The sequence below is a fragment of the Alteripontixanthobacter muriae genome (assembly GCF_013336795.1).
GTDB lineage: Bacteria > Pseudomonadota > Alphaproteobacteria > Sphingomonadales > Sphingomonadaceae > Pseudopontixanthobacter > Pseudopontixanthobacter muriae.
Genome location: NZ_JAAFZT010000015.1, coordinates 24,234 through 41,191, shown reverse-complemented (window position 1 = coordinate 41,191; position 16,958 = coordinate 24,234). Strand labels below are relative to the sequence as shown.

The following is a 16,958-nucleotide window of genomic DNA, read 5'->3' as shown; positions in this document are numbered from 1 at the left end:
CCACGCTGACAATTCGCGCGCCGGACGGGTCTGACCTGTCCGGCGCTGCAAACATTATCGAGAAGGAACAGACATATGGCTGCCTATACCGCCGCTGATGTGAAGAACCTGCGCGAAAAGACCGGCGCGGGCATGATGGACTGCAAGAAAGCATTGTCGGAAACGAATGGCGATGTCGAAGCCGCCGTGGACGCCCTGCGCGCCAAGGGTCTTGCCGCCGCCCAGAAGAAGTCGAGCCGCACGGCTGCAGAAGGCCTGGTCGGCGTTGCCGTGTCCGGAAACCGTGGCACGGCTGTCGAGGTGAATTCCGAGACCGACTTCGTCGCCAAGAATGATCAGTTCCAGGATTTCGTGCGTCAGGTGACCCAAGTCGCTCTCGAGAAGCAGGCCGACGAAGTCGATGCGTTGAAAGCTGCCGATTATCCCGGCGGCGGTACCGTATCCGACAAGCTGACCGGCAATGTCGCGACAATCGGTGAAAATCAGCAGATTCGCCGTATCAAGAGCGTGTCGGTGGGCAACGGCATGGTCGTCCCTTACGTGCACAATGCCGCCGCTCCAAACCTGGGCAAGATCGGTGTTCTGGTCGCTCTGGAAAGCGAAGCGGGCGCAGATGTTCTCGAACCTTTGGGCAAGCAGCTTGCGATGCACATCGCTGCCGCATTCCCGCAGGCGCTGAATGCCGAGGATCTTGATGCCGACGTGATCGAGCGTGAGCGCGCGATCGCCAAGGAAAAGGCTGCCGAAAGCGGCAAGCCCGAAAATGTCCAGGACAAGATGGTCGACGGCGCGGTGAAGAAGTTCGCCAAGGAAAATGCGCTGCTCAGCCAGATTTGGGTCATGGACAACAAGACTCCCGTGTCCGAAGTCGTGGCGAAAGCCGGCAAGGATGCAGGGCACGAGATCGTGCTGAAGGATTACGTCCGCTTCCAGCTCGGCGAAGGCATCGAGAAGGAAGAAAGCGATTTCGCAGCAGAAGTGGCAGCTGCCGTCGGCGGTTGAGCCCTTCACGGCTGGTGAAAAGATGAAGGCCCGCCGGACATCGTGTCCGGCGGGTTTTTTCACAACTTGCCTTATGCCTTGGCAGGACGCCGCGCGCCTCTATAAGGCTCTGAACTCCACAGTTTCGACGAAAGATCTATCCCTTCATGCCTGCTCCTGAATACAAGCGTATCCTGCTCAAGCTTTCGGGCGAAGTGCTGATGGGGTCGCAGGAATATGGCATCGATCCGGCATATGTGTCCCGCCTTGCCGAAGAGGTGAAGGCGGCGCGGGAGACTGGTCTTGAAGTCTGCCTCGTCATCGGAGGGGGCAATATTTTTCGCGGAATCGCAGGTGCGGCGCGCGGTCTTGACCGCACGACCGGCGACTACATGGGCATGCTCGCAACCGTGATGAATGCTCTCGCCATGCAGAACGCGCTGGAGCAGCTGGGCGTCGCCACGCGTGTGCAGTCGGCAATACCTATGGCGACGGTCTGCGAACCCTACATCAGGCGCCGGGCCGAACGACATCTGGAAAAAGGCCGCATCGTCATCTTTGCTGCCGGTACGGGCAATCCGTTCTTCACGACCGACACCGGCGCGGCCTTGCGGGCGGCGGAGATGAATTGCGATGCCTTGCTGAAGGGGACCAGCGTAGACGGTGTCTATGACCGCGATCCCAAGCTGTTCCCCGAAGCGCGCCGATACGATACAATCACTTATGGCGAAGTGCTGTCACAGAATCTCAAGGTGATGGATGCTGCCGCAATCTCGCTGTGCCGCGAGAACAGCATACCCATCGTGGTCTTCTCGATCCGCGAACGCGGGAACGTCGCGCGCGTTCTCGCCGGAAGCGGAATTCAGACCATCGTACAGGAACAGGTTGAGGATTAAGCGAACATGGCAAAATACGATCATTCCGATATCGACCGCCGCATGACAGGCGCCGTGGAATCGCTGAAGAGCGATCTCGCCGGTCTTCGCACCGGGCGCGCGAACACCACGCTGCTCGATCCCGTGCATGCCGAGGTTTACGGTGCCATGATGCCGCTGAACCAGGTGGCGACCGTTTCTGCACCCGAGCCCCGGATGCTGAGCGTTCAGGTCTGGGACAAGGCCAATCTCTCCGCTGTCGAGAAGGGCATTGCGAAGGCCGGACTTGGCCTCAATCCGATGATCGACGGGCAGACCATCCGCCTGCCGATCCCGGATCTCACGGAAGAGCGGCGTAAGGAGCTCGCCAAGCTGGCGGGGCAATATGCCGAAAAGGCGAAGATCGCCATCCGCAATGTTCGCCGCGACGGCATGGAAGCGCTGAAGGAAGACGAGAAGAAGAAGGACATCTCCGAAGACGACCGCAAGCGTCTGGAAGAAGATGTACAGAAGCTAACCGACAAGCACGTCGCCGAAGCGGATCGCGTGTCGGAAGCCAAGGAAAAGGAAATCATGACGCAGTAAGCGTCCTGTAAGATTGCCGGAACCGGGACAGACATAATGGGCGAGGACAGCGACAGCCGCGCGCGGCACGTCGCGATCATCATGGATGGCAATGGCCGCTGGGCGCGGCAGCGTGCCCTTCCGCGTGCCATGGGCCACCGGCGCGGCGTCGAAGCGGTTCGCAATCTCGTCCGGGCGGTCAAGGGGATGGGCATCGAATGCCTCACTCTCTACGCCTTTTCGTCCGAAAACTGGAAGCGGCCGGAGGATGAGGTCAGTGACCTCATGCAGTTGATGCGTCGCTTCATCCGCAGCGATCTTCCGGAATTCATTGCGAACGATGTTCGTTTGAAAATAATCGGCGATTACAGGGCCTTGGCGCCGGACATTGTCGAGATGCTTGAAGACGCTCTCGACAAGACCAGGAATGGTTCGCACATCCTTGCTGTCGCTTTGAATTACGGATCGCAGCAGGAAATCGCCCGGGCGGCTACTGCCGCTGCGGCAGAGGGCAGCATTACCGCGGAAGCGATTTCAGCCAACCTCGACACGGCGGATTTGCCGCCGCTTGACTTGCTCATTCGCACCAGCGGAGAGGTTCGTCTGTCCAACTTCCTGCTGTGGCAATGCGCCTATGCGGAAATGATCTTCACCGAAGTGCTGTGGCCGGACTTCACTCCGGATCACCTGAGCGCCGCGCTCGATCAATTCTCGTCCAGGGAGCGTCGATATGGCGGGCGATGATTTCGTAAGCGTCGAGCGCAAGCGCGACCGCCTGAAGCGGTACATGACCGTTCCCTTCGCGGTGCGGACATCCGACCTTCCGAAGCGCCTTGCGTCTGCAATCGTGATGCTGGTGATCACTGCCGTCGCATTGTGGCTTGGCGGCATATGGCTGGATGCCTTCATCCTCGCGGTTGCATTCGCCACTTTCTGCGAATTTGCCTTTCTCATTTCGCGCATGACGAACAGTTGGCCGACGCGCGTTTTGGCGACTCTCGCCGGAGCGATCTATATCGGCATAGCTGCTCTCGTTCTGGCCGGTGCGGGCAATTTCCTGCTGGTTCTGGTCATCGGCGCCACTATCGCCACGGATACCGGTGCCTACTTCATGGGGCGCGCAATCGGCGGTCCTAAAATCGCACCGTCCATCAGTCCTTCGAAGACATGGGCAGGCCTGTGCGGCGGGATATTGGCTGCCGCTGCCTGGGTGATCGTGTGGGTGCTGTTCATGAACGATCCGGAAACTGCAATCGGCCCCCCATTCGCGCTCGGCATATCTGAAAGCTTCAGCAGCCTGTTGCTCGTCGCATTGTTTGGCGGAGTTCTTGCGATACTAGCCCAGGTTGGCGACTTCTTTGAAAGCTGGCTCAAACGCCGGGCAGGGCGCAAGGACAGTAGCAATCTCATTCCGGGCCACGGCGGCTTCTTCGATCGCGTTGACGGCATGCTGCCCGTAGCCCTTGCCGTGTCGGCAATCGCAAGCCTGGCAGCTAACTGATGGCTGTGCGCAGCATCTCGATCCTCGGCGCGACCGGCTCTGTGGGTGCATCGGCGCTGGATCTCGTCCGCCGCAATCGCGATCAATGGCGGGTCGTGGCGCTTACCGCCAATTCAAGCGCCGACGAACTGGCAGCGCTGGCCAGGGAATTCGGTGCAGAGATCGCTGTCGTGGGCGGTGAGGCGCACCTGCCGGCCTTGCGCGACGCCCTGGGCGGCAGCGGGGTGGAAGCGGCAGGCGGACAGCAGGCGCTGTGCGAAGCCGCCTCCCGGCCGGCCGATCTGACACTTGCCGCTATCGTCGGTTGCGCCGGACTTGCCCCGACAATGGCGGCGATCAGAGAGGGCGGCACGATTGCCCTGGCGAACAAGGAAGCGCTTGTCTCTGCGGGCGCGGTGATGATGGCTGCGGTCGAGCGCAGCGGTGCGACTCTCCTGCCCGTGGACTCGGAACATAACGCAATATTCCAGTGTCTTGCCGGCAATGCACTCGACCAGGTGCGAACAATCACGCTTACCGCGAGCGGCGGGCCTTTGCGCGTGTTCAGTGCCGAGGAACTGGCGAAGGTCACGCCGGCTCAGGCTGTGGCCCATCCGAATTGGGATATGGGCGCAAAGATCAGCGTCGATTCCGCGACCATGATGAACAAGGGTCTTGAATTTATCGAGGCGCACCATCTGTTCCCGGTTGGACTGGAACGCATCCGCATTCTTGTCCATCCGCAGAGCGTCATCCACTCCATGGTAGAATATCGCGACGGGTCGACGCTGGCGCAGCTAGGGCCGCCCGACATGCGGGTGCCGATCGCCTCGTGCCTTGCCTGGCCGCGCCGCATGGAGACCCCCTGCACGCGGCTTGACCTAGCCGCCATAGGCGAACTGTCGTTCTTCGCGCCGGACGAGGAACGCTTCCCTGCTACCCGCCTCGCCCGGGAAGCGGTGCAGGAAGGGGGCGCGGCGCCCGCGGTTCTGAATGCGGCTAACGAGATCGCCGTGGCGGCATTTCTTGCCGGTCAGATTGCATTCACCCGCATCGCGCCACTGGTGGCGGAGACACTCGATGCGCTGCGCATCGCCACTCCACAGACGCTGGACGACGTGCTGGCCGCAGATGCGGAAGGCCGCCGCCGCGCCGCTGCCTTGCTGGAACAGGACTGATCTTGGAATCCCCTCCATTCTGGATTTACGCTCTCGGGTTTCTGCTGCTGCTTGGCCCGTTGGTCACCGTGCATGAATTCGGTCATTACCTGATGGGGCGCCTGTTCGGTGTGAAAGCCAAGGCATTTTCCGTCGGTTTCGGCAAGGAACTGGCGGGGTTTACCGACAAGCGAGGAACGCGCTGGAGATTGTCGGCCCTGCCGCTGGGCGGCTATGTCCAGTTCAAGGGCGATATGAATCCCGCCAGCATTCCCGATGCCGGTGAACGGGCGCATGCAAGCGCGGAGGAACGCGAGGGCAGCTTCCCCCATGCCCCATTGTGGCAACGTGCGCTGATCGTCCTTGCCGGTCCGCTGACGAACATCATCGTCGCGGTGGCGATCTTCGCCGGGTTCTTCATGGCCTACGGCAATCCGGTGACCCCACCGCTCGTGACGGGTTTTGCCGAGGAGTCCGTGGCGCGAGAGGCCGGAATTCGCGAAGGCGACCGGATTGTCGCCATCGATGGCAATGCCGTCGATGATTTCATGGAGGTGCGTGATGCGGTGATGCTGCACCCCGGACAGCCGATGGAACTGGTTGTCGAGCGCAGCGGCGAACGGCTTTCTGTTCCGCTCGTCACGCAGGATTACACCTTTACCGATCAGTATGGCAATCAGGGCCGGATCGGGTTGTTGGGCGTGCAGGGCGATCATCTCGAATTCGAGGATGTGGGCCCGGTGCAGGCAATCGGCCTTGCTGCCGAATCGAATATTCGGCTTGTGCAGATGATGGTGGAAGGTATTCGCCAGATCTTCGTGGGCGAACGGTCTGTGCGTGAACTTGGCGGCCCGATCAAGATCGCCAAATATTCCGGTGAGAAATTGTCGCAGGGGGCGCTGCCCTTCATTGAATTCGCAGCGCTGATCTCAATTAACTTGGCATTCATTAACCTGCTGCCAATTCCGGCGCTCGATGGCGGGCACCTTGCGTTCTACGCTGTCGAAGCAATCCGCCGCAGGCCCATCGGGCCGCGCGGCATCGAATATGCCTATCGCGGCGGTGTCGCGCTGGTGCTGGCGTTGATGGTCTTCGTTACCATCAACGACATAGTCTCGCTGCCGATTTTCGGCATTTGACAGGCGCTTCATCGGCAGTGCGGGTGCAACGCTACGGAGTGCAGTGGGTGGCAATCGCTTGATTGGCCCGGCTGCATCGGGCAGGGGGCGCGGACGGGTTTCGCCGGGGGGCGGAGCCGACCCTTTTCAACGAAGGGGGCGCAGAATTTTTATTGGACGGGATCACCCTTGTCGATGATTGGACGGACTATGACCGGCGCAGAAAATTTCGTTGCCGGTAAGCGGCTAGCTCTTGCATTGCTCGGCGGGACCATGCTCGCCGGAATGCCGGTTGCGGCGCTGGCGCAGGACACGGGGGATCAGCCCGACCCCGCGGACGCCCAGCTGGCGATGCCCGCAGCGCAGACCGTTCAACCCGCAACGCCTTCGCCGATGGCGCAGAACGAGATCATCCGCACGATTGCCGTGCAGGGTGCCGAGCGGCTGGAGCCGCAGACAATCCTCAGCTATATCAAGCTGCGCCCGGGCCAGGAATACACCCAGCAGGCAGCCGACCAGGCGCTGAAGGATCTGGCGGCGACCGAACTGTTCTCCGACTTCACGATCCGCAACAACAATGGCGCGGTGGTGATCGAGGTCACTGAAAATCCCGTCATCAACCGGATCATCCTGGAAGGCAACAAGCGGCTTAAGGACGACAAGATCCTTCCCGAAATCCGCCTTGCGCCGCGCCAGATCTTCACGCGTTCCAAGGTTCGCGCAGACGTGGCTCGCATCCTCGAACTGTACAAGCGCCAGGGCCGGTTCGCCGCCACGGTCGAACCGCAGATGGTGCAATTGGCGCAGAACCGGGTCGATATCGTCTATGAGATCACCGAAGGGCCGAAAAGCAAGGTCCGCCAGATCAACATCATTGGCAACGAGGAATTCTCCGACAGCGACCTGCGCGGCGAGATGGTCACCAAGCAGGCCCGTCTGACCAGCTTCCTGAGTTCCAACACCAGCTACGACCCTGACCGGCTCGCTTTCGACCAGCAGAATTTGCGCAAGTTCTACCTCACGCAAGGTTACGCCGATTTCCGGGTCGTTTCGGCTGTTGCGGAGCTCACGCCCGACAATCGCGACTTCATCATCACCTATGTGGTCGAGGAAGGCGAACGCTATCGCTTCGGCGATGTCGAGGTCGATAGTCAGTTGCGCGATTTCGACAGCGAAGGCCTGACCCGCAGCCTGCAGATCAAGGAAGGCGACTGGTACAACGCCAAGACGGTCGAGGACACCGTAGAGCAATTTACCGAGTTGGCCGGAACCTTCGGCTATGCTTTCGCCGACGTGCAGCCGCAGTTCCGCCGCAACCGCGAAGATCTGACGATGGATGTCACCTTCGTCATCAGCGAAGCGCCGCGCGTCTATGTCGAACGGATCGACGTGAACGGCAACACGCTCACTCAGGACAAGGTGGTGCGCCGCGAATTCCGCCTGGCGGAAGGCGATGCATTCAATTCGCTGGCCGTTCGCCGCACCAGCAACCGCATTAAGTCGCTCGGTTTCTTCCAGGAAAATTTCGAGGTCACCCAACGAGAGGGTTCGACGCCCGATCAGATCATCCTCGAAGCCAATGTCGAAGACCAGCCTACGGGTGAATTGCAGCTTTCGGCTGGCTTCTCCTCGATCGAGAGCTTCATTCTCGCCGCCTCGATCCGAGAGCGGAACTTCCGCGGGCGGGGGCAGACAATCGGTCTGAGCGCGAACTATTCACGCTTTTCGCGCTCTTTCGGTCTCAGCTTTTCCGAACCCTATGTGTTTGACCGGAACATTTCCGCCGGTATCGACATCTACCGCCGCGACCTGAACAGCCCCAGCTTCAACAATCGAATCTCGCGTTACGAACAGTCGACCACTGGCTTTACAGTGCGCGCAGGTGTGCCGCTCACCGAATATATCTCGATGGTAGGCAGCTATACCTTGAACTTCGAAGATGTTTCGATCGACGAATCACAATTTTTCTCAGACCTGGACGGCGACGGCATAGCGACTTGCGATCCTTTTCAGGCATCGCGCTATCTGTGCGATGCCCTGGGCGAGCGGACCAGCTCCATCCTCGGCCTGACACTTTCTCTCAATCAGCTCGACAACACATTCCGACCTACGAGGGGTCGCAGCATGTCGATTTCCGCGGAATATGCAGGCCTTGGCGGGTCAGTCGAATATCTGCGCCTGCGCGGCAAGGCGGCGCAATACTTCAACCTCGGCAATGGCTTCATTTTCTCGCTTACGGGTGAAGGCGGTGCAATCCGCGGCCTTGAAAACCGGCCCGGTGCAGATGACGTTCGCCTGACCGACCGCTTTTTCCTTGGCGAACCGCAATTTCGGGGTTTCGACATCCGGGGCGTGGGGCCGCGCGTAGTGAGGCAGCCGATCGTTGCCGGTGAAGACGGCGAACCGATTATCCTAACCGACCAGGACGGCCAACGGGATGATCCGATCGGCGGTACTGTTTATTACCTCGGCCGAGCGGAACTTGAGATACCTCTCGGCTCTGGTGCCAGCGAACTCGGCCTGCGTCCGTCTGTCTTCATGGATGTCGGTGCCCTTTTCAACGTGCGCCAGCCGGAACTGCTGAACGCTCCCTTCCCGGATGGGATCAGCAGACAGTTGCGTAATGCTGACGGTGAACTGCTGTATCTCGGCCCGAATAGCACGCTTGTCGCTACTCCGAACGATGCTGCAGGCAATCCTCTCGATCCTGCCCTTCAGCAGGTGGCCACCCCTTTCCGCGAAATCTTCGTGGGTGATTCTGCCAGCCCGCGCCTGTCCGTGGGCATCGGCGTCAACTGGAACTCGCCTTTCGGCCCGTTCCGCATCGATCTCGCCAAGGCCCTGCTGACGCAGGACGGCGATGACACCAAACTCTTGACCTTCAACGTAGGGACGCAATTCTGATGAAAACCTTTCTCAAGCCTCTGATGATGGCTGGGCTGATCCTGACCGCATCCGCACCGATCGCTGCCGTACCCGCCGCTGCCCAGCAGGCACAGGGCTTAGGCGTCGTAAACCTGAACGCCATCATCGCGCGCTCGAACGCTCTGCAGACTGCGGAGCAGCAGCGCCAGACCACCTATGCCGCTCAGATCCAGCAGGCGACGCAGCGCCAGCAGCAGCTCGCCGCCCAGCTTCAGCCGCTTTACACGCAGTTCCAGGCGGCGCAGCAGAGCAACGCAGGGCAGCAGGCGCTGCAGCAGCAGGCGGCGCAGATTCAGCAGATCGAAGCTGCCGGGCAGCGTGAATTGCAGACGATCCTTCAGCCGGTGGCTCTCAGCCGCGCATATGTTCAGGAACAGATCGAGGAACAGCTCGACAGGGCGATACAGCAGGCCGCGACGAAGAAGCGCATCGATCTCGTCATCGAGGCGGGTCAGGGCGGGGTCCTCTATGCCGCTGCTCCGCTGAACATCACGCAGGATGTGCTGACGGAGCTCAACACCCTGCTGCCCAGCGCGCAGCTCGTGCCGCCGCAGGGCTGGCTACCGCGTGAAATTCGCGAACAGCAGGCAGCCGCAGCGGCCCAGCAGGCGCAGCCCGCTGCCGCGCCCGCACCCCAGCAGCCCACCGGCCGCTGATAGCATACACACGGATAGCGAAGGGGCAGGGTGATGAGCGATACCGAACCGGTTGTCTGTTACGACATCAAGAAGGTGCTTGCCGCCCTGCCGCATCGCTATCCCATGCTTCTGGTCGACAGGGTGAAAAGCCTGGTCAAAAGTGAGGAAATTCACGCCATCAAGGCGGTGAGTTTCAACGAAGAATATTTTCAGGGGCATTTTCCCGGTCGCCCGATAATGCCGGGCGTGCTGCAGATCGAGGCCTTGGCGCAGGCCGCCGGAATTCTGGCGGTGGAAACACTTGAACTCGCCGGTAGTGGCAAGCTCGTTTATTTCATGGCGATCAGCGAGGCCAAGTTTCGTGCTCCGGTGGAGCCGGGCTGCCTGCTGGACCTGAAGGCCGGGTTCGTCCAGCAGCGCGCGCGCGTTTGCAAATTCTGGGGCAAGGCCGAGGTTGAAGGCAAGGTGACATGCGACGTGCAGTTCACCGCCATGATTGCCGATGCACCGGAAGAGGGCGCCTAAAGCGCTTGTAATCCACTGCCGCTCCCGCTAGGCGCGCGGCTTTCCCGGGCAATTGCCCACACCCGATATTTGCGGGCCCGGTCGGAACCGGTCCCATGCACGGAGACTACGCCATGAAGGCCGAAACGCACCCAGATTATCACACCATCACCGTCAAGATGACCGATGGCACCGAATTCCAGACCCGTTCCACCTGGGGCAAGGAAGGCGATACGCTCACGCTCGACATCGACCCGACCAGCCATCCGGCGTGGACCGGCGGCAAGCAGCAGCTTCAGGAAGGCGGCCGCGTTGCCCAGTTCAACAAGCGCTTCGGTGGGCTTTCGCTCGGCAAGAAGTAAGCGTTCAAGAGATAAGCGGTCGCAAGACCGTTTAGGAGGGCGGTCCGACGGGGCCGCCCTTTTCATGTATCCGCCACAGATCTTGAACTGTATCGAGAATGATCGGTTCAAGCGTTTCGATCGGCGGCCACGCGTACCCGCTTTGCAGTCGAGCGAAAGCTGCGTCTCTCGTCTCGCGGTCAGGCCATAAAGCGATGGCATGGTATATGCCGTCCTGCGCCTGTGCCAATAGCGATCCCATCGAGTCGAGGGGTGCAAGGTCTCGGGTCGCTGCTGCCCAGGTCAGGCGAAAATCGCCGAGATGTTTGACTCCGATCCGCCAGCGATAGATTACAATCAGGCCAGGGCTGGCACTCAAATCCAAGGCCGTTCGCGGTACCATTTGGTAATGATATATTTGGTGCCGCGCCGCACCTTCATTCCGTGATGCATCGTGTGCGAATTGCCGCTCCCGTCGGGCCGGCGGTTGTTCCAGCACAGTAGCTTGCCCTGTTCGGGAGCGATCGTCTTGCGAATGCTCCTGAACCGCGTGCCGCCCCCGGCCTCCACATTGTTCAGGTACACCATGAAGGTCCAGCTTCGCTGCCCGGCAACCGAACAGAAGCGGTGGTAGTCCGGACCTTCGGGTTTGAAATAGTCGGTGTGCGCTTTGAATTCCTGACCAACGGCATAGCGCTGGCCCTGAACAGGTTCGCCATGAGCAGGGTCGATCCCGGACAGGTCGGTCAACGCGGCTTCGAGGGCGATCACCGCGGCATCGTCTTTCGGCAGATCGCAGGTTTCACTCGTGCGGAAGGCGCTGTCGCCATTGTCGTCGGCAATCGTGGATGGTCGCCGGTCCCGGTCGATCAGCGCAACCAGGCTTTCGCAGATGTCAGGAGCGAGGAAATCGCGCAATTGCAGCAGTTCGAGTTTATCTGTCGGAACTCGCTGCATTCCGGCATGCGCGGTCAGACGTGCCACTGAAGATTCGCCGGGCGATAACATCGTCTTTCAGGATAGAGCGCGGATCGCCTGCCGCAAGCCTGAAACAATATTGCGCGTAAAAAGCGTTATGGCATTTTTCCCTTCCAAGATTACCATGTTTGTGCAAGAGGGTCCGCCCGGTGGCTACTACCCCTTGACCGGGTGGTGATCCGCCGTAAAGCCCGCCCATCCGAAGATGCGCGGCATCGTGTGGCGATCGTAGCTCAGTTGGTTAGAGCGCCGGTTTGTGGTACCGGAGGTCGGGGGTTCAAGACCCCTCGATCGCCCCATTTTTCCCGCTTCGTATCAGGAAATTACTGCTCCTCGTGCAACGGGATATTGCGATGACGGCCTTCTGGACCGAAGTGGATTTCGACGATCACGAGCAAGTCCAGCTCGTGCGGGACATGGCCTCGGGCCTGACAGCCATCATCGCCATTCATTCCACCCATCTCGGCCCTGCTGCCGGTGGTACCCGCTTCTGGCATTATGCCGAACCGCGCGCAGCCATGCGCGACGCCCTGCGCCTCAGCCGCGGGATGAGCTACAAGAACGCTATGGCCGGGCTACCCATGGGTGGCGGCAAGGCCGTGATCCTGGCGGATGAGTCCCGCGAAAAGACGCCCGGGATGCTTGCCGCCTTCGGCGATGCCGTCCAGAACCTCGGTGGCCGTTATGTGACGGCTGAAGATGTCGGCATCAGCGAACAGGACATGGTCGCAGTCGCCCGCCGGACTCGTTACGTGTCCGGCTTGCCCGTCGACGGGGCCGGCGACGCGGGCGGCGATCCTGGCCCTTTCACCGCCATGGGAATTTATCACGGCATTCGTGCTGCGGTAGAGCACAAGCTGGGCCGCAGCGATCTGTCGGGCGTCCATGTTGCCATTCAGGGCACCGGCAGTGTGGGGGGCGGCGTTGCACGGCTGCTGGCGAAAGACGGGGCAAGGTTGACGCTGGCTGATGTAAATGCGGAACGGGCTGCCGCGCTCGCCCGCGAAGTCGGTGGCGAAGTAGTTGCCACCGACGCGATCATGGGCGTTCAATGCGACGTGTTCAGTCCCAATGCGCTCGGCGCCATTCTGGACGACGACGGCATCGCACGCCTCGAAACGACCATCGTCGCTGGCGGCGCGAACAACCAGCTTGCGCGCGAGGAACATGGCGCGAAGCTCTTCGAACGCGGCATCCTCTATGCTCCCGACTATGTCATCAATGCGGGCGGTATCATTTCGGTCACGCTGGAATATCTGGCGCGTGAACACGGGCAGCCGAGCGACATCAACGAAGTTCGCAAGCGCATCGGGCAAATACCCGTTCGGCTGAAGGAAATCTGGCAGGAAAGCGACCGGACCGGAGTGTCGCCCGACATCGTATCGGACCGGATGGCCCAGCGCCTCATCGGACGGTAAAAGCGGCGGATCCGTGCTGGGTTCACGAGGCTGACGAGGCGCTGATCATCGCAGGCTTTGCTTGCAGAACGGGCATCTTCCTGCCAAAGGCTGGCCCTGGAAAATCGATATGCATGGCTTCGCCAATCCCAAGCGCTTCCTGTCGCTCGCACGCTGGCTGACACCGCTGTTTATGCTGAGCGGTCTGCTGCTGGCAGCGATTGCGCTTGCCTGGGGTCTGTTTGCGGTTCCGCCCGACAGGTTGATGGGGGAAACGGTCCGGATCATGTTCATCCACGTACCCGCCGCATGGCTCGGGATGGGCGGGTGGACGGCACTTGCGATCGCCAGCCTCGTTTATCTCGTCTGGCGCCATCCGCTGGCTGACATCGCCGCCCGTGCCGTAGCTTTGCCGGGTCTGGTTTTTACCGTCATCTGCCTCGTCACTGGCTCGATCTGGGGCCGGCCCACTTGGGGGACCTGGTGGGTTTGGGACGGGCGTCTCACCAGCATGCTGGTGCTGGCTTTCCTTTATCTGGGTTATATCGCCCTTGCTCAGGCAGTGGCGCGTGAAGGGGCCTCGGCTCGCATACCAGCGATCTTCGGCCTCGTTGGTGCGGTCAATATCCCGATCATCAATCGTTCGGTCGTCTGGTGGAATTCGCTGCATCAGCCGCCGAGCATCACGATGGGCAATTCTACGATCGATAGCCAGTTCCTCGTTCCCTTGCTGCTGGCGACTGCAGGATTTTCGTTGTTGATGGGCGGTATCGTGCTGGCACGCATGCGAACCGTCCTGGCCGACATGCAGGCTGAGGCCCGCTTTCGCAGGAAGGTCGCGACGAGTGGCGGCAATCATTCACATCAGGCTTCCCTGCAGGGCACTGCCTGATGCGCGAAGGGCTGGATCAATGGCAATTCGTGTTGGCCGCTTATGCAATCGGCATATTCGCCACGCTGCTGCTGGCGGCGCATAGCTGGCTAGCGATGCGCCGGGCCGAAGCGAAACGCGCCGCGACAAGGCGGAAATGAACGCTCTCAAACCCAAGCATCAGCGCCTGGTCCTAATCGTGGTGTCGCTGATCGCGTTGATGGTGGCGGCCCTGGTGGCAGCCTATGCCTTGCGCAATCAGGCGAGCTACTTCTACGTGCCGAGCCAGTTCGTGTCCGAACCGCCGGAAACCGGCCGGGCCGTGCGCCTGGGCGGCATGGTGCGCGAGGGATCGCTTGAGCGACTGCCGGACGGCGTGACCGTCGCGTTCATCGTAGGCGATGGCGATGCGCAGGTTCCGGTACGCTTCACCGGGATCGTGCCCGATCTGTTCGTAGAAGGATCAGGTGTGGTCGCAGAAGGCCGGCTCGGCCCGGAAGGCACTTTCATCGCGGACAACCTCCTAGCCAAGCATGACGAAAACTACGTCCCGCGCGAACTGGAAGAGATGACCGCCATGCAGAAGCGAGAAGTCGTTGCAGAGACGGAAGCCGCAGCGGGGCGGGCGATTACGCAATGATTGCCGAACTCGGCCTTGCTGCATTGTGGCTGGCAGCCGCACTAGCCTTGCTGCAACTGGCGACGGGTGTTCTGGCGCTGCGCAGCGGCACCAGCGATACTGGCGCGATCCTGTCCGCGCTGGTTCGTCCAGTGGCGATCCTGCAGGGCCTTCTGGTTTCTTTCGCATTCCTGATGCTGATGTGGCTGTTTGCCCGCACCGATCTTTCAGTCGCGCTGGTCGCCGCCAATTCGCATTCCGACAAGCCCATGATCTTCAAGCTGGCAGGTACGTGGGGCAATCACGAAGGGTCCATGCTGCTTTGGATCACGGTCATGGCCCTGGCCGGAGGACTAATCGGGCTGGCGGAAAGGCGCCTGCCGGAACCGACGCTGCTCGCCACATTATCTGCGCAGGCTTTTGTCGGACTGGGTTTCTATGCCTTCCTGTTGTTCAGTTCCAACCCGTTCGCCCGCCTGGCGCAACCTGCGGCGGAGGGGATGGGGCTGAACCCCTTGCTCCAGGACATCGGCCTCGCGCTGCATCCGCCTACCTTGTATTTCGGCTATGTCGGCCTCTCGGTTGCTTTCAGCTTCGCCGTCGGAGCGCTGGTCACGCGGCAGGTCGGGCCGGATTTTGCCCGCGCCATGCGGCCGTGGGTGCTTGGCGCCTGGATATTCCTGACACTCGGCATCACCGCAGGCAGCTATTGGGCCTATTACGAACTTGGCTGGGGCGGCTGGTGGTTCTGGGATCCGGTGGAGAACGCTTCGCTCATGCCGTGGCTGGCGGCAACCGCGCTGCTGCATTCGGTCAGCGTGCTGGCCTCGCGCGATGCCTTGCGGGCATGGACGATCATGCTGAGCGTCGTGGCCTTTTCCATGAGTATGCTCGGCACCTTCCTGGTGCGATCGGGCATTCTTACCAGCGTTCACGCCTTTGCCGTCGATCCGGAACGCGGCACCTTCATCCTTGCTTTGCTGGCGCTGTATGTCGGCGGCGCGCTGCTGCTCTTCGCCCTGCGAGTGCAGACCGTGACCGAGGGGGAGCGTTTCGCCGTCACCAGCCGCGAGGGCGCTCTGGTGGTGAACAACGTGCTGCTCAGCGCCATTCTCGGGATTGTGCTTCTAGGCACGCTCTATCCGATCCTTACCGAGGCGCTCGGATTCCGCGTTTCCGTCGGGCCGCCGTACTTTAACCCTGTGGGGGCAATATTCGTGATGCCGATGCTGGCTGTCATGGCCGTTGGCCCGCTACTACGCTGGCGGCGTGACCGCCTAGAGCGGATACAGAAACCGGCAGTGTTCCTTATCGTCATGGTAATTCCCGCGATCATACTGTCGTTGATGGTGGGCTATTCGGGCATTCTGCCCCTTCTCGGCGTTGGCCTTGCTGCCGGGCTTGCTGTCGGCAGCTTCCTGCCGCTGCGCGGGCGCAATCTGTTGCGCGTTCCGCTGAATGTGTGGGGTATGGTGATCAGCCACTTCGGCATCGCGGTCGCCCTGTTCGGAATGTCGAGCGAGGCGGCCTGGTCGGTCGAGAAGCTCGCTGCGCTGAACGCCGGTGACCAGACGCAGGTCGGCCCCTGGACTGTCGATCTGACCGATGTGCGTCCACGCGCAGGGCCGAACTGGACGGCGATCGAGGGAACGATGCTGGCGCGCTATGGCGAGCAGGACCCGATCAAGGTCGCTCCGCAGTCACGTACCTTCTGGTCGCCTGTGCAGCAGACCACGGAAAGTGCGTTGTTGACGCGCTGGAACGGGCAGCTCTACGCCGTGATGGGTAGCCAGGGCGATGATGATCGCTGGCAGGTGCGGCTGTGGTGGAAACCGTTCGTCACCTTCATCTGGTATGGCGGTATCCTGATCGGGCTTGGCGGATTGCTCGCGCTGATCGGGCGCCTGCAGGGCGACTGGAAGCGCCGGCATACGGAGCGCCGTATTGCCGAGAGAGCCGCGGCTGCATGAAGCGCCTCGTCATCATCATCGCGTTGCTTGGCCTCGCTGGCTTCGTCGCACTGGCGGCTGTAAAGATGCAGCAGCCCAGGGACGATTTCGTGCGCAGCGCGATGATCGGTCAGCCTCTGCCGGCATTTGCCCTTCCTGCTGCGAGCAGTGAGGGTGAAGAGTTGACCCAGGCGGATTTCCGCGACGGAACACCGCGGCTGCTGAATGTATGGGCAAGCTGGTGCGTACCCTGTATCGCAGAGGCGCCGCAATTGTCCGAACTTCAGCGGCAGGGTGCGGATATTGTTGGCGTAGCCATCAACGATACGCCCGAGAATATCGCGAAGTTTCTTGCCGATTACGGCGATCCGTATTCTGCGGTCGCAAGCGACCGGATGTCGCAACTGCAGCTGAAGATCGGATCGTCGGGAGTGCCGGAAACCTTCGTCATCGATGGCGACGGCGTCATTCGCTATCAGCATCTGGGCGATATCATGGAGCGCGACGTTCCGGTTCTGATGGCCGAACTGCGGAAAGCAGGGCTGTGATTGCCCGCTTTTC

At 61.1% G+C, this 16,958-nt stretch carries 18 protein-coding genes and 1 tRNA gene; 18 read left to right on the top strand and 1 reads right to left on the bottom strand.

Annotation, left to right across the window (positions count from 1 at the left end):
* The first annotated feature begins 75 nt into the window (after positions 1-75).
* The 11 genes from tsf to rpmE all read left to right on the top strand — a co-directional run bounded on the left by tsf (position 76) and on the right by rpmE (position 10,604).
* The gene (tsf, locus tag G7A66_RS04695) at positions 76-1,002 is read left to right on the top strand and encodes a translation elongation factor Ts (RefSeq protein ID WP_174294552.1); all 927 of its coding nucleotides are present in this window, start codon (positions 76-78) and stop codon (positions 1,000-1,002) included.
* A 146-nt stretch (positions 1,003-1,148) separates the two neighbouring features.
* Positions 1,149-1,877 (top strand): UMP kinase, encoded by a 729-nt coding sequence (pyrH, locus tag G7A66_RS04690; protein ID WP_174294551.1) that lies wholly within the window; start codon positions 1,149-1,151, stop codon positions 1,875-1,877.
* Positions 1,878-1,883: 6 nt separating this feature from the next.
* Positions 1,884-2,441: a ribosome recycling factor gene (frr, locus tag G7A66_RS04685; protein ID WP_174294550.1), complete on the top strand. Its 558-nt coding sequence runs from the start codon at positions 1,884-1,886 to the stop codon at positions 2,439-2,441.
* A gap of 36 nt (positions 2,442-2,477) precedes the next feature.
* Positions 2,478-3,164 (top strand): polyprenyl diphosphate synthase, encoded by a 687-nt coding sequence (gene uppS / locus G7A66_RS04680; protein WP_174294549.1) that lies wholly within the window; start codon positions 2,478-2,480, stop codon positions 3,162-3,164.
* Entirely contained in the window at positions 3,151-3,921 is a 771-nt protein-coding gene (locus G7A66_RS04675) for a phosphatidate cytidylyltransferase (RefSeq protein WP_232366644.1), read from the top strand. The genes uppS and G7A66_RS04675 overlap by 14 nt, the downstream gene beginning before the upstream one ends.
* On the top strand, positions 3,921-5,078 hold the full coding sequence (locus G7A66_RS04670; protein ID WP_174294548.1) for a 1-deoxy-D-xylulose-5-phosphate reductoisomerase: 1,158 nt from the start codon (positions 3,921-3,923) through the stop codon (positions 5,076-5,078). Before G7A66_RS04675 ends, G7A66_RS04670 begins: the two co-directional genes overlap by 1 nt.
* 2 nt (positions 5,079-5,080) lie before the next feature.
* Complete coding sequence (gene rseP / locus G7A66_RS04665) at positions 5,081-6,196, top strand: RIP metalloprotease RseP (protein ID WP_232366643.1); 1,116 nt, start codon at positions 5,081-5,083, stop codon at positions 6,194-6,196.
* Positions 6,197-6,385: 189 nt separating this feature from the next.
* A complete protein-coding gene (gene bamA, locus G7A66_RS04660) occupies positions 6,386-9,079 on the top strand; it encodes an outer membrane protein assembly factor BamA (protein ID WP_174294547.1) in 2,694 nt (897 codons plus the stop codon).
* Positions 9,079-9,756 carry an OmpH family outer membrane protein gene (locus G7A66_RS04655; RefSeq protein WP_174294546.1) on the top strand — a complete coding sequence of 226 codons (678 nt, stop codon included), beginning with the start codon at positions 9,079-9,081 and terminating at the stop codon, positions 9,754-9,756. Before bamA ends, G7A66_RS04655 begins: the two co-directional genes overlap by 1 nt.
* A 33-nt stretch (positions 9,757-9,789) precedes the next feature.
* A complete protein-coding gene (fabZ, locus tag G7A66_RS04650) occupies positions 9,790-10,263 on the top strand; it encodes a 3-hydroxyacyl-ACP dehydratase FabZ (protein WP_174294545.1) in 474 nt (157 codons plus the stop codon).
* A 113-nt stretch (positions 10,264-10,376) separates the two neighbouring features.
* Positions 10,377-10,604 (top strand): 50S ribosomal protein L31, encoded by a 228-nt coding sequence (gene rpmE / locus G7A66_RS04645; RefSeq protein WP_170002942.1) that lies wholly within the window; start codon positions 10,377-10,379, stop codon positions 10,602-10,604.
* Between the two features lie 354 nt (positions 10,605-10,958).
* Here rpmE and G7A66_RS04640 read toward each other — a convergent pair whose 3' ends face one another.
* A complete protein-coding gene (locus tag G7A66_RS04640; protein WP_174294544.1) occupies positions 10,959-11,591 on the bottom strand; it encodes a prolyl hydroxylase family protein in 633 nt (210 codons plus the stop codon).
* 192 nt (positions 11,592-11,783) lie between these two features.
* Here G7A66_RS04640 and G7A66_RS04635 point away from each other — a divergent pair.
* From G7A66_RS04635 to G7A66_RS04605, 7 genes are all read left to right on the top strand, one after another.
* A tRNA-His gene (locus G7A66_RS04635) sits at positions 11,784-11,860 on the top strand.
* Between the two features lie 54 nt (positions 11,861-11,914).
* Positions 11,915-12,979, top strand: coding sequence for a Leu/Phe/Val dehydrogenase (locus G7A66_RS04630; protein WP_174294543.1), 1,065 nt, complete (start codon positions 11,915-11,917; stop codon positions 12,977-12,979).
* A 109-nt stretch (positions 12,980-13,088) separates the two neighbouring features.
* Positions 13,089-13,850, top strand: a complete 762-nt coding sequence (gene ccmC, locus G7A66_RS04625; RefSeq protein ID WP_174294542.1) for a heme ABC transporter permease CcmC — start codon at positions 13,089-13,091, stop codon at positions 13,848-13,850.
* Positions 13,850-13,990, top strand: a complete 141-nt coding sequence (locus G7A66_RS04620) for a hypothetical protein (RefSeq protein ID WP_174294541.1) — start codon at positions 13,850-13,852, stop codon at positions 13,988-13,990. The genes ccmC and G7A66_RS04620 overlap by 1 nt, the downstream gene beginning before the upstream one ends.
* On the top strand, positions 13,987-14,469 hold the full coding sequence (gene ccmE, locus G7A66_RS04615; protein WP_174294540.1) for a cytochrome c maturation protein CcmE: 483 nt from the start codon (positions 13,987-13,989) through the stop codon (positions 14,467-14,469). The genes G7A66_RS04620 and ccmE overlap by 4 nt, the downstream gene beginning before the upstream one ends.
* Positions 14,466-16,418, top strand: a complete 1,953-nt coding sequence (locus G7A66_RS04610; RefSeq protein WP_174294539.1) for a heme lyase CcmF/NrfE family subunit — start codon at positions 14,466-14,468, stop codon at positions 16,416-16,418. The genes ccmE and G7A66_RS04610 overlap by 4 nt, the downstream gene beginning before the upstream one ends.
* Positions 16,415-16,945 carry a DsbE family thiol:disulfide interchange protein gene (locus G7A66_RS04605; RefSeq protein ID WP_174294538.1) on the top strand — a complete coding sequence of 177 codons (531 nt, stop codon included), beginning with the start codon at positions 16,415-16,417 and terminating at the stop codon, positions 16,943-16,945. Before G7A66_RS04610 ends, G7A66_RS04605 begins: the two co-directional genes overlap by 4 nt.
* Positions 16,946-16,958 lie beyond the last annotated feature (13 nt).

What these genes read in the sequence shown, in the direction of transcription:
- G7A66_RS04675 (WP_232366644.1), top strand. Translation starts at nt 3,151, where the DNA reads ATGGCGGGCGATGATTTCGTAAGCGTCGAGCGCAAGCGCGACCGCCTG.
- uppS (WP_174294549.1), top strand. Translation starts at nt 2,478, where the DNA reads ATGGGCGAGGACAGCGACAGCCGCGCGCGGCACGTCGCGATCATCATG.
- G7A66_RS04610 (WP_174294539.1), top strand. Translation starts at nt 14,466, where the DNA reads ATGATTGCCGAACTCGGCCTTGCTGCATTGTGGCTGGCAGCCGCACTA.
- rpmE (WP_170002942.1), top strand. Translation starts at nt 10,377, where the DNA reads ATGAAGGCCGAAACGCACCCAGATTATCACACCATCACCGTCAAGATG.
- ccmE (WP_174294540.1), top strand. Translation starts at nt 13,987, where the DNA reads ATGAACGCTCTCAAACCCAAGCATCAGCGCCTGGTCCTAATCGTGGTG.
- G7A66_RS04640 (WP_174294544.1), bottom strand. Translation starts at nt 11,591, where the DNA reads ATGTTATCGCCCGGCGAATCTTCAGTGGCACGTCTGACCGCGCATGCC.
- G7A66_RS04670 (WP_174294548.1), top strand. Translation starts at nt 3,921, where the DNA reads ATGGCTGTGCGCAGCATCTCGATCCTCGGCGCGACCGGCTCTGTGGGT.
- tsf (WP_174294552.1), top strand. Translation starts at nt 76, where the DNA reads ATGGCTGCCTATACCGCCGCTGATGTGAAGAACCTGCGCGAAAAGACC.
- frr (WP_174294550.1), top strand. Translation starts at nt 1,884, where the DNA reads ATGGCAAAATACGATCATTCCGATATCGACCGCCGCATGACAGGCGCC.
- bamA (WP_174294547.1), top strand. Translation starts at nt 6,386, where the DNA reads ATGACCGGCGCAGAAAATTTCGTTGCCGGTAAGCGGCTAGCTCTTGCA.
- ccmC (WP_174294542.1), top strand. Translation starts at nt 13,089, where the DNA reads ATGCATGGCTTCGCCAATCCCAAGCGCTTCCTGTCGCTCGCACGCTGG.
- G7A66_RS04630 (WP_174294543.1), top strand. Translation starts at nt 11,915, where the DNA reads ATGACGGCCTTCTGGACCGAAGTGGATTTCGACGATCACGAGCAAGTC.
- pyrH (WP_174294551.1), top strand. Translation starts at nt 1,149, where the DNA reads ATGCCTGCTCCTGAATACAAGCGTATCCTGCTCAAGCTTTCGGGCGAA.
- G7A66_RS04620 (WP_174294541.1), top strand. Translation starts at nt 13,850, where the DNA reads ATGCGCGAAGGGCTGGATCAATGGCAATTCGTGTTGGCCGCTTATGCA.
- G7A66_RS04605 (WP_174294538.1), top strand. Translation starts at nt 16,415, where the DNA reads ATGAAGCGCCTCGTCATCATCATCGCGTTGCTTGGCCTCGCTGGCTTC.
- G7A66_RS04655 (WP_174294546.1), top strand. Translation starts at nt 9,079, where the DNA reads ATGAAAACCTTTCTCAAGCCTCTGATGATGGCTGGGCTGATCCTGACC.
- fabZ (WP_174294545.1), top strand. Translation starts at nt 9,790, where the DNA reads ATGAGCGATACCGAACCGGTTGTCTGTTACGACATCAAGAAGGTGCTT.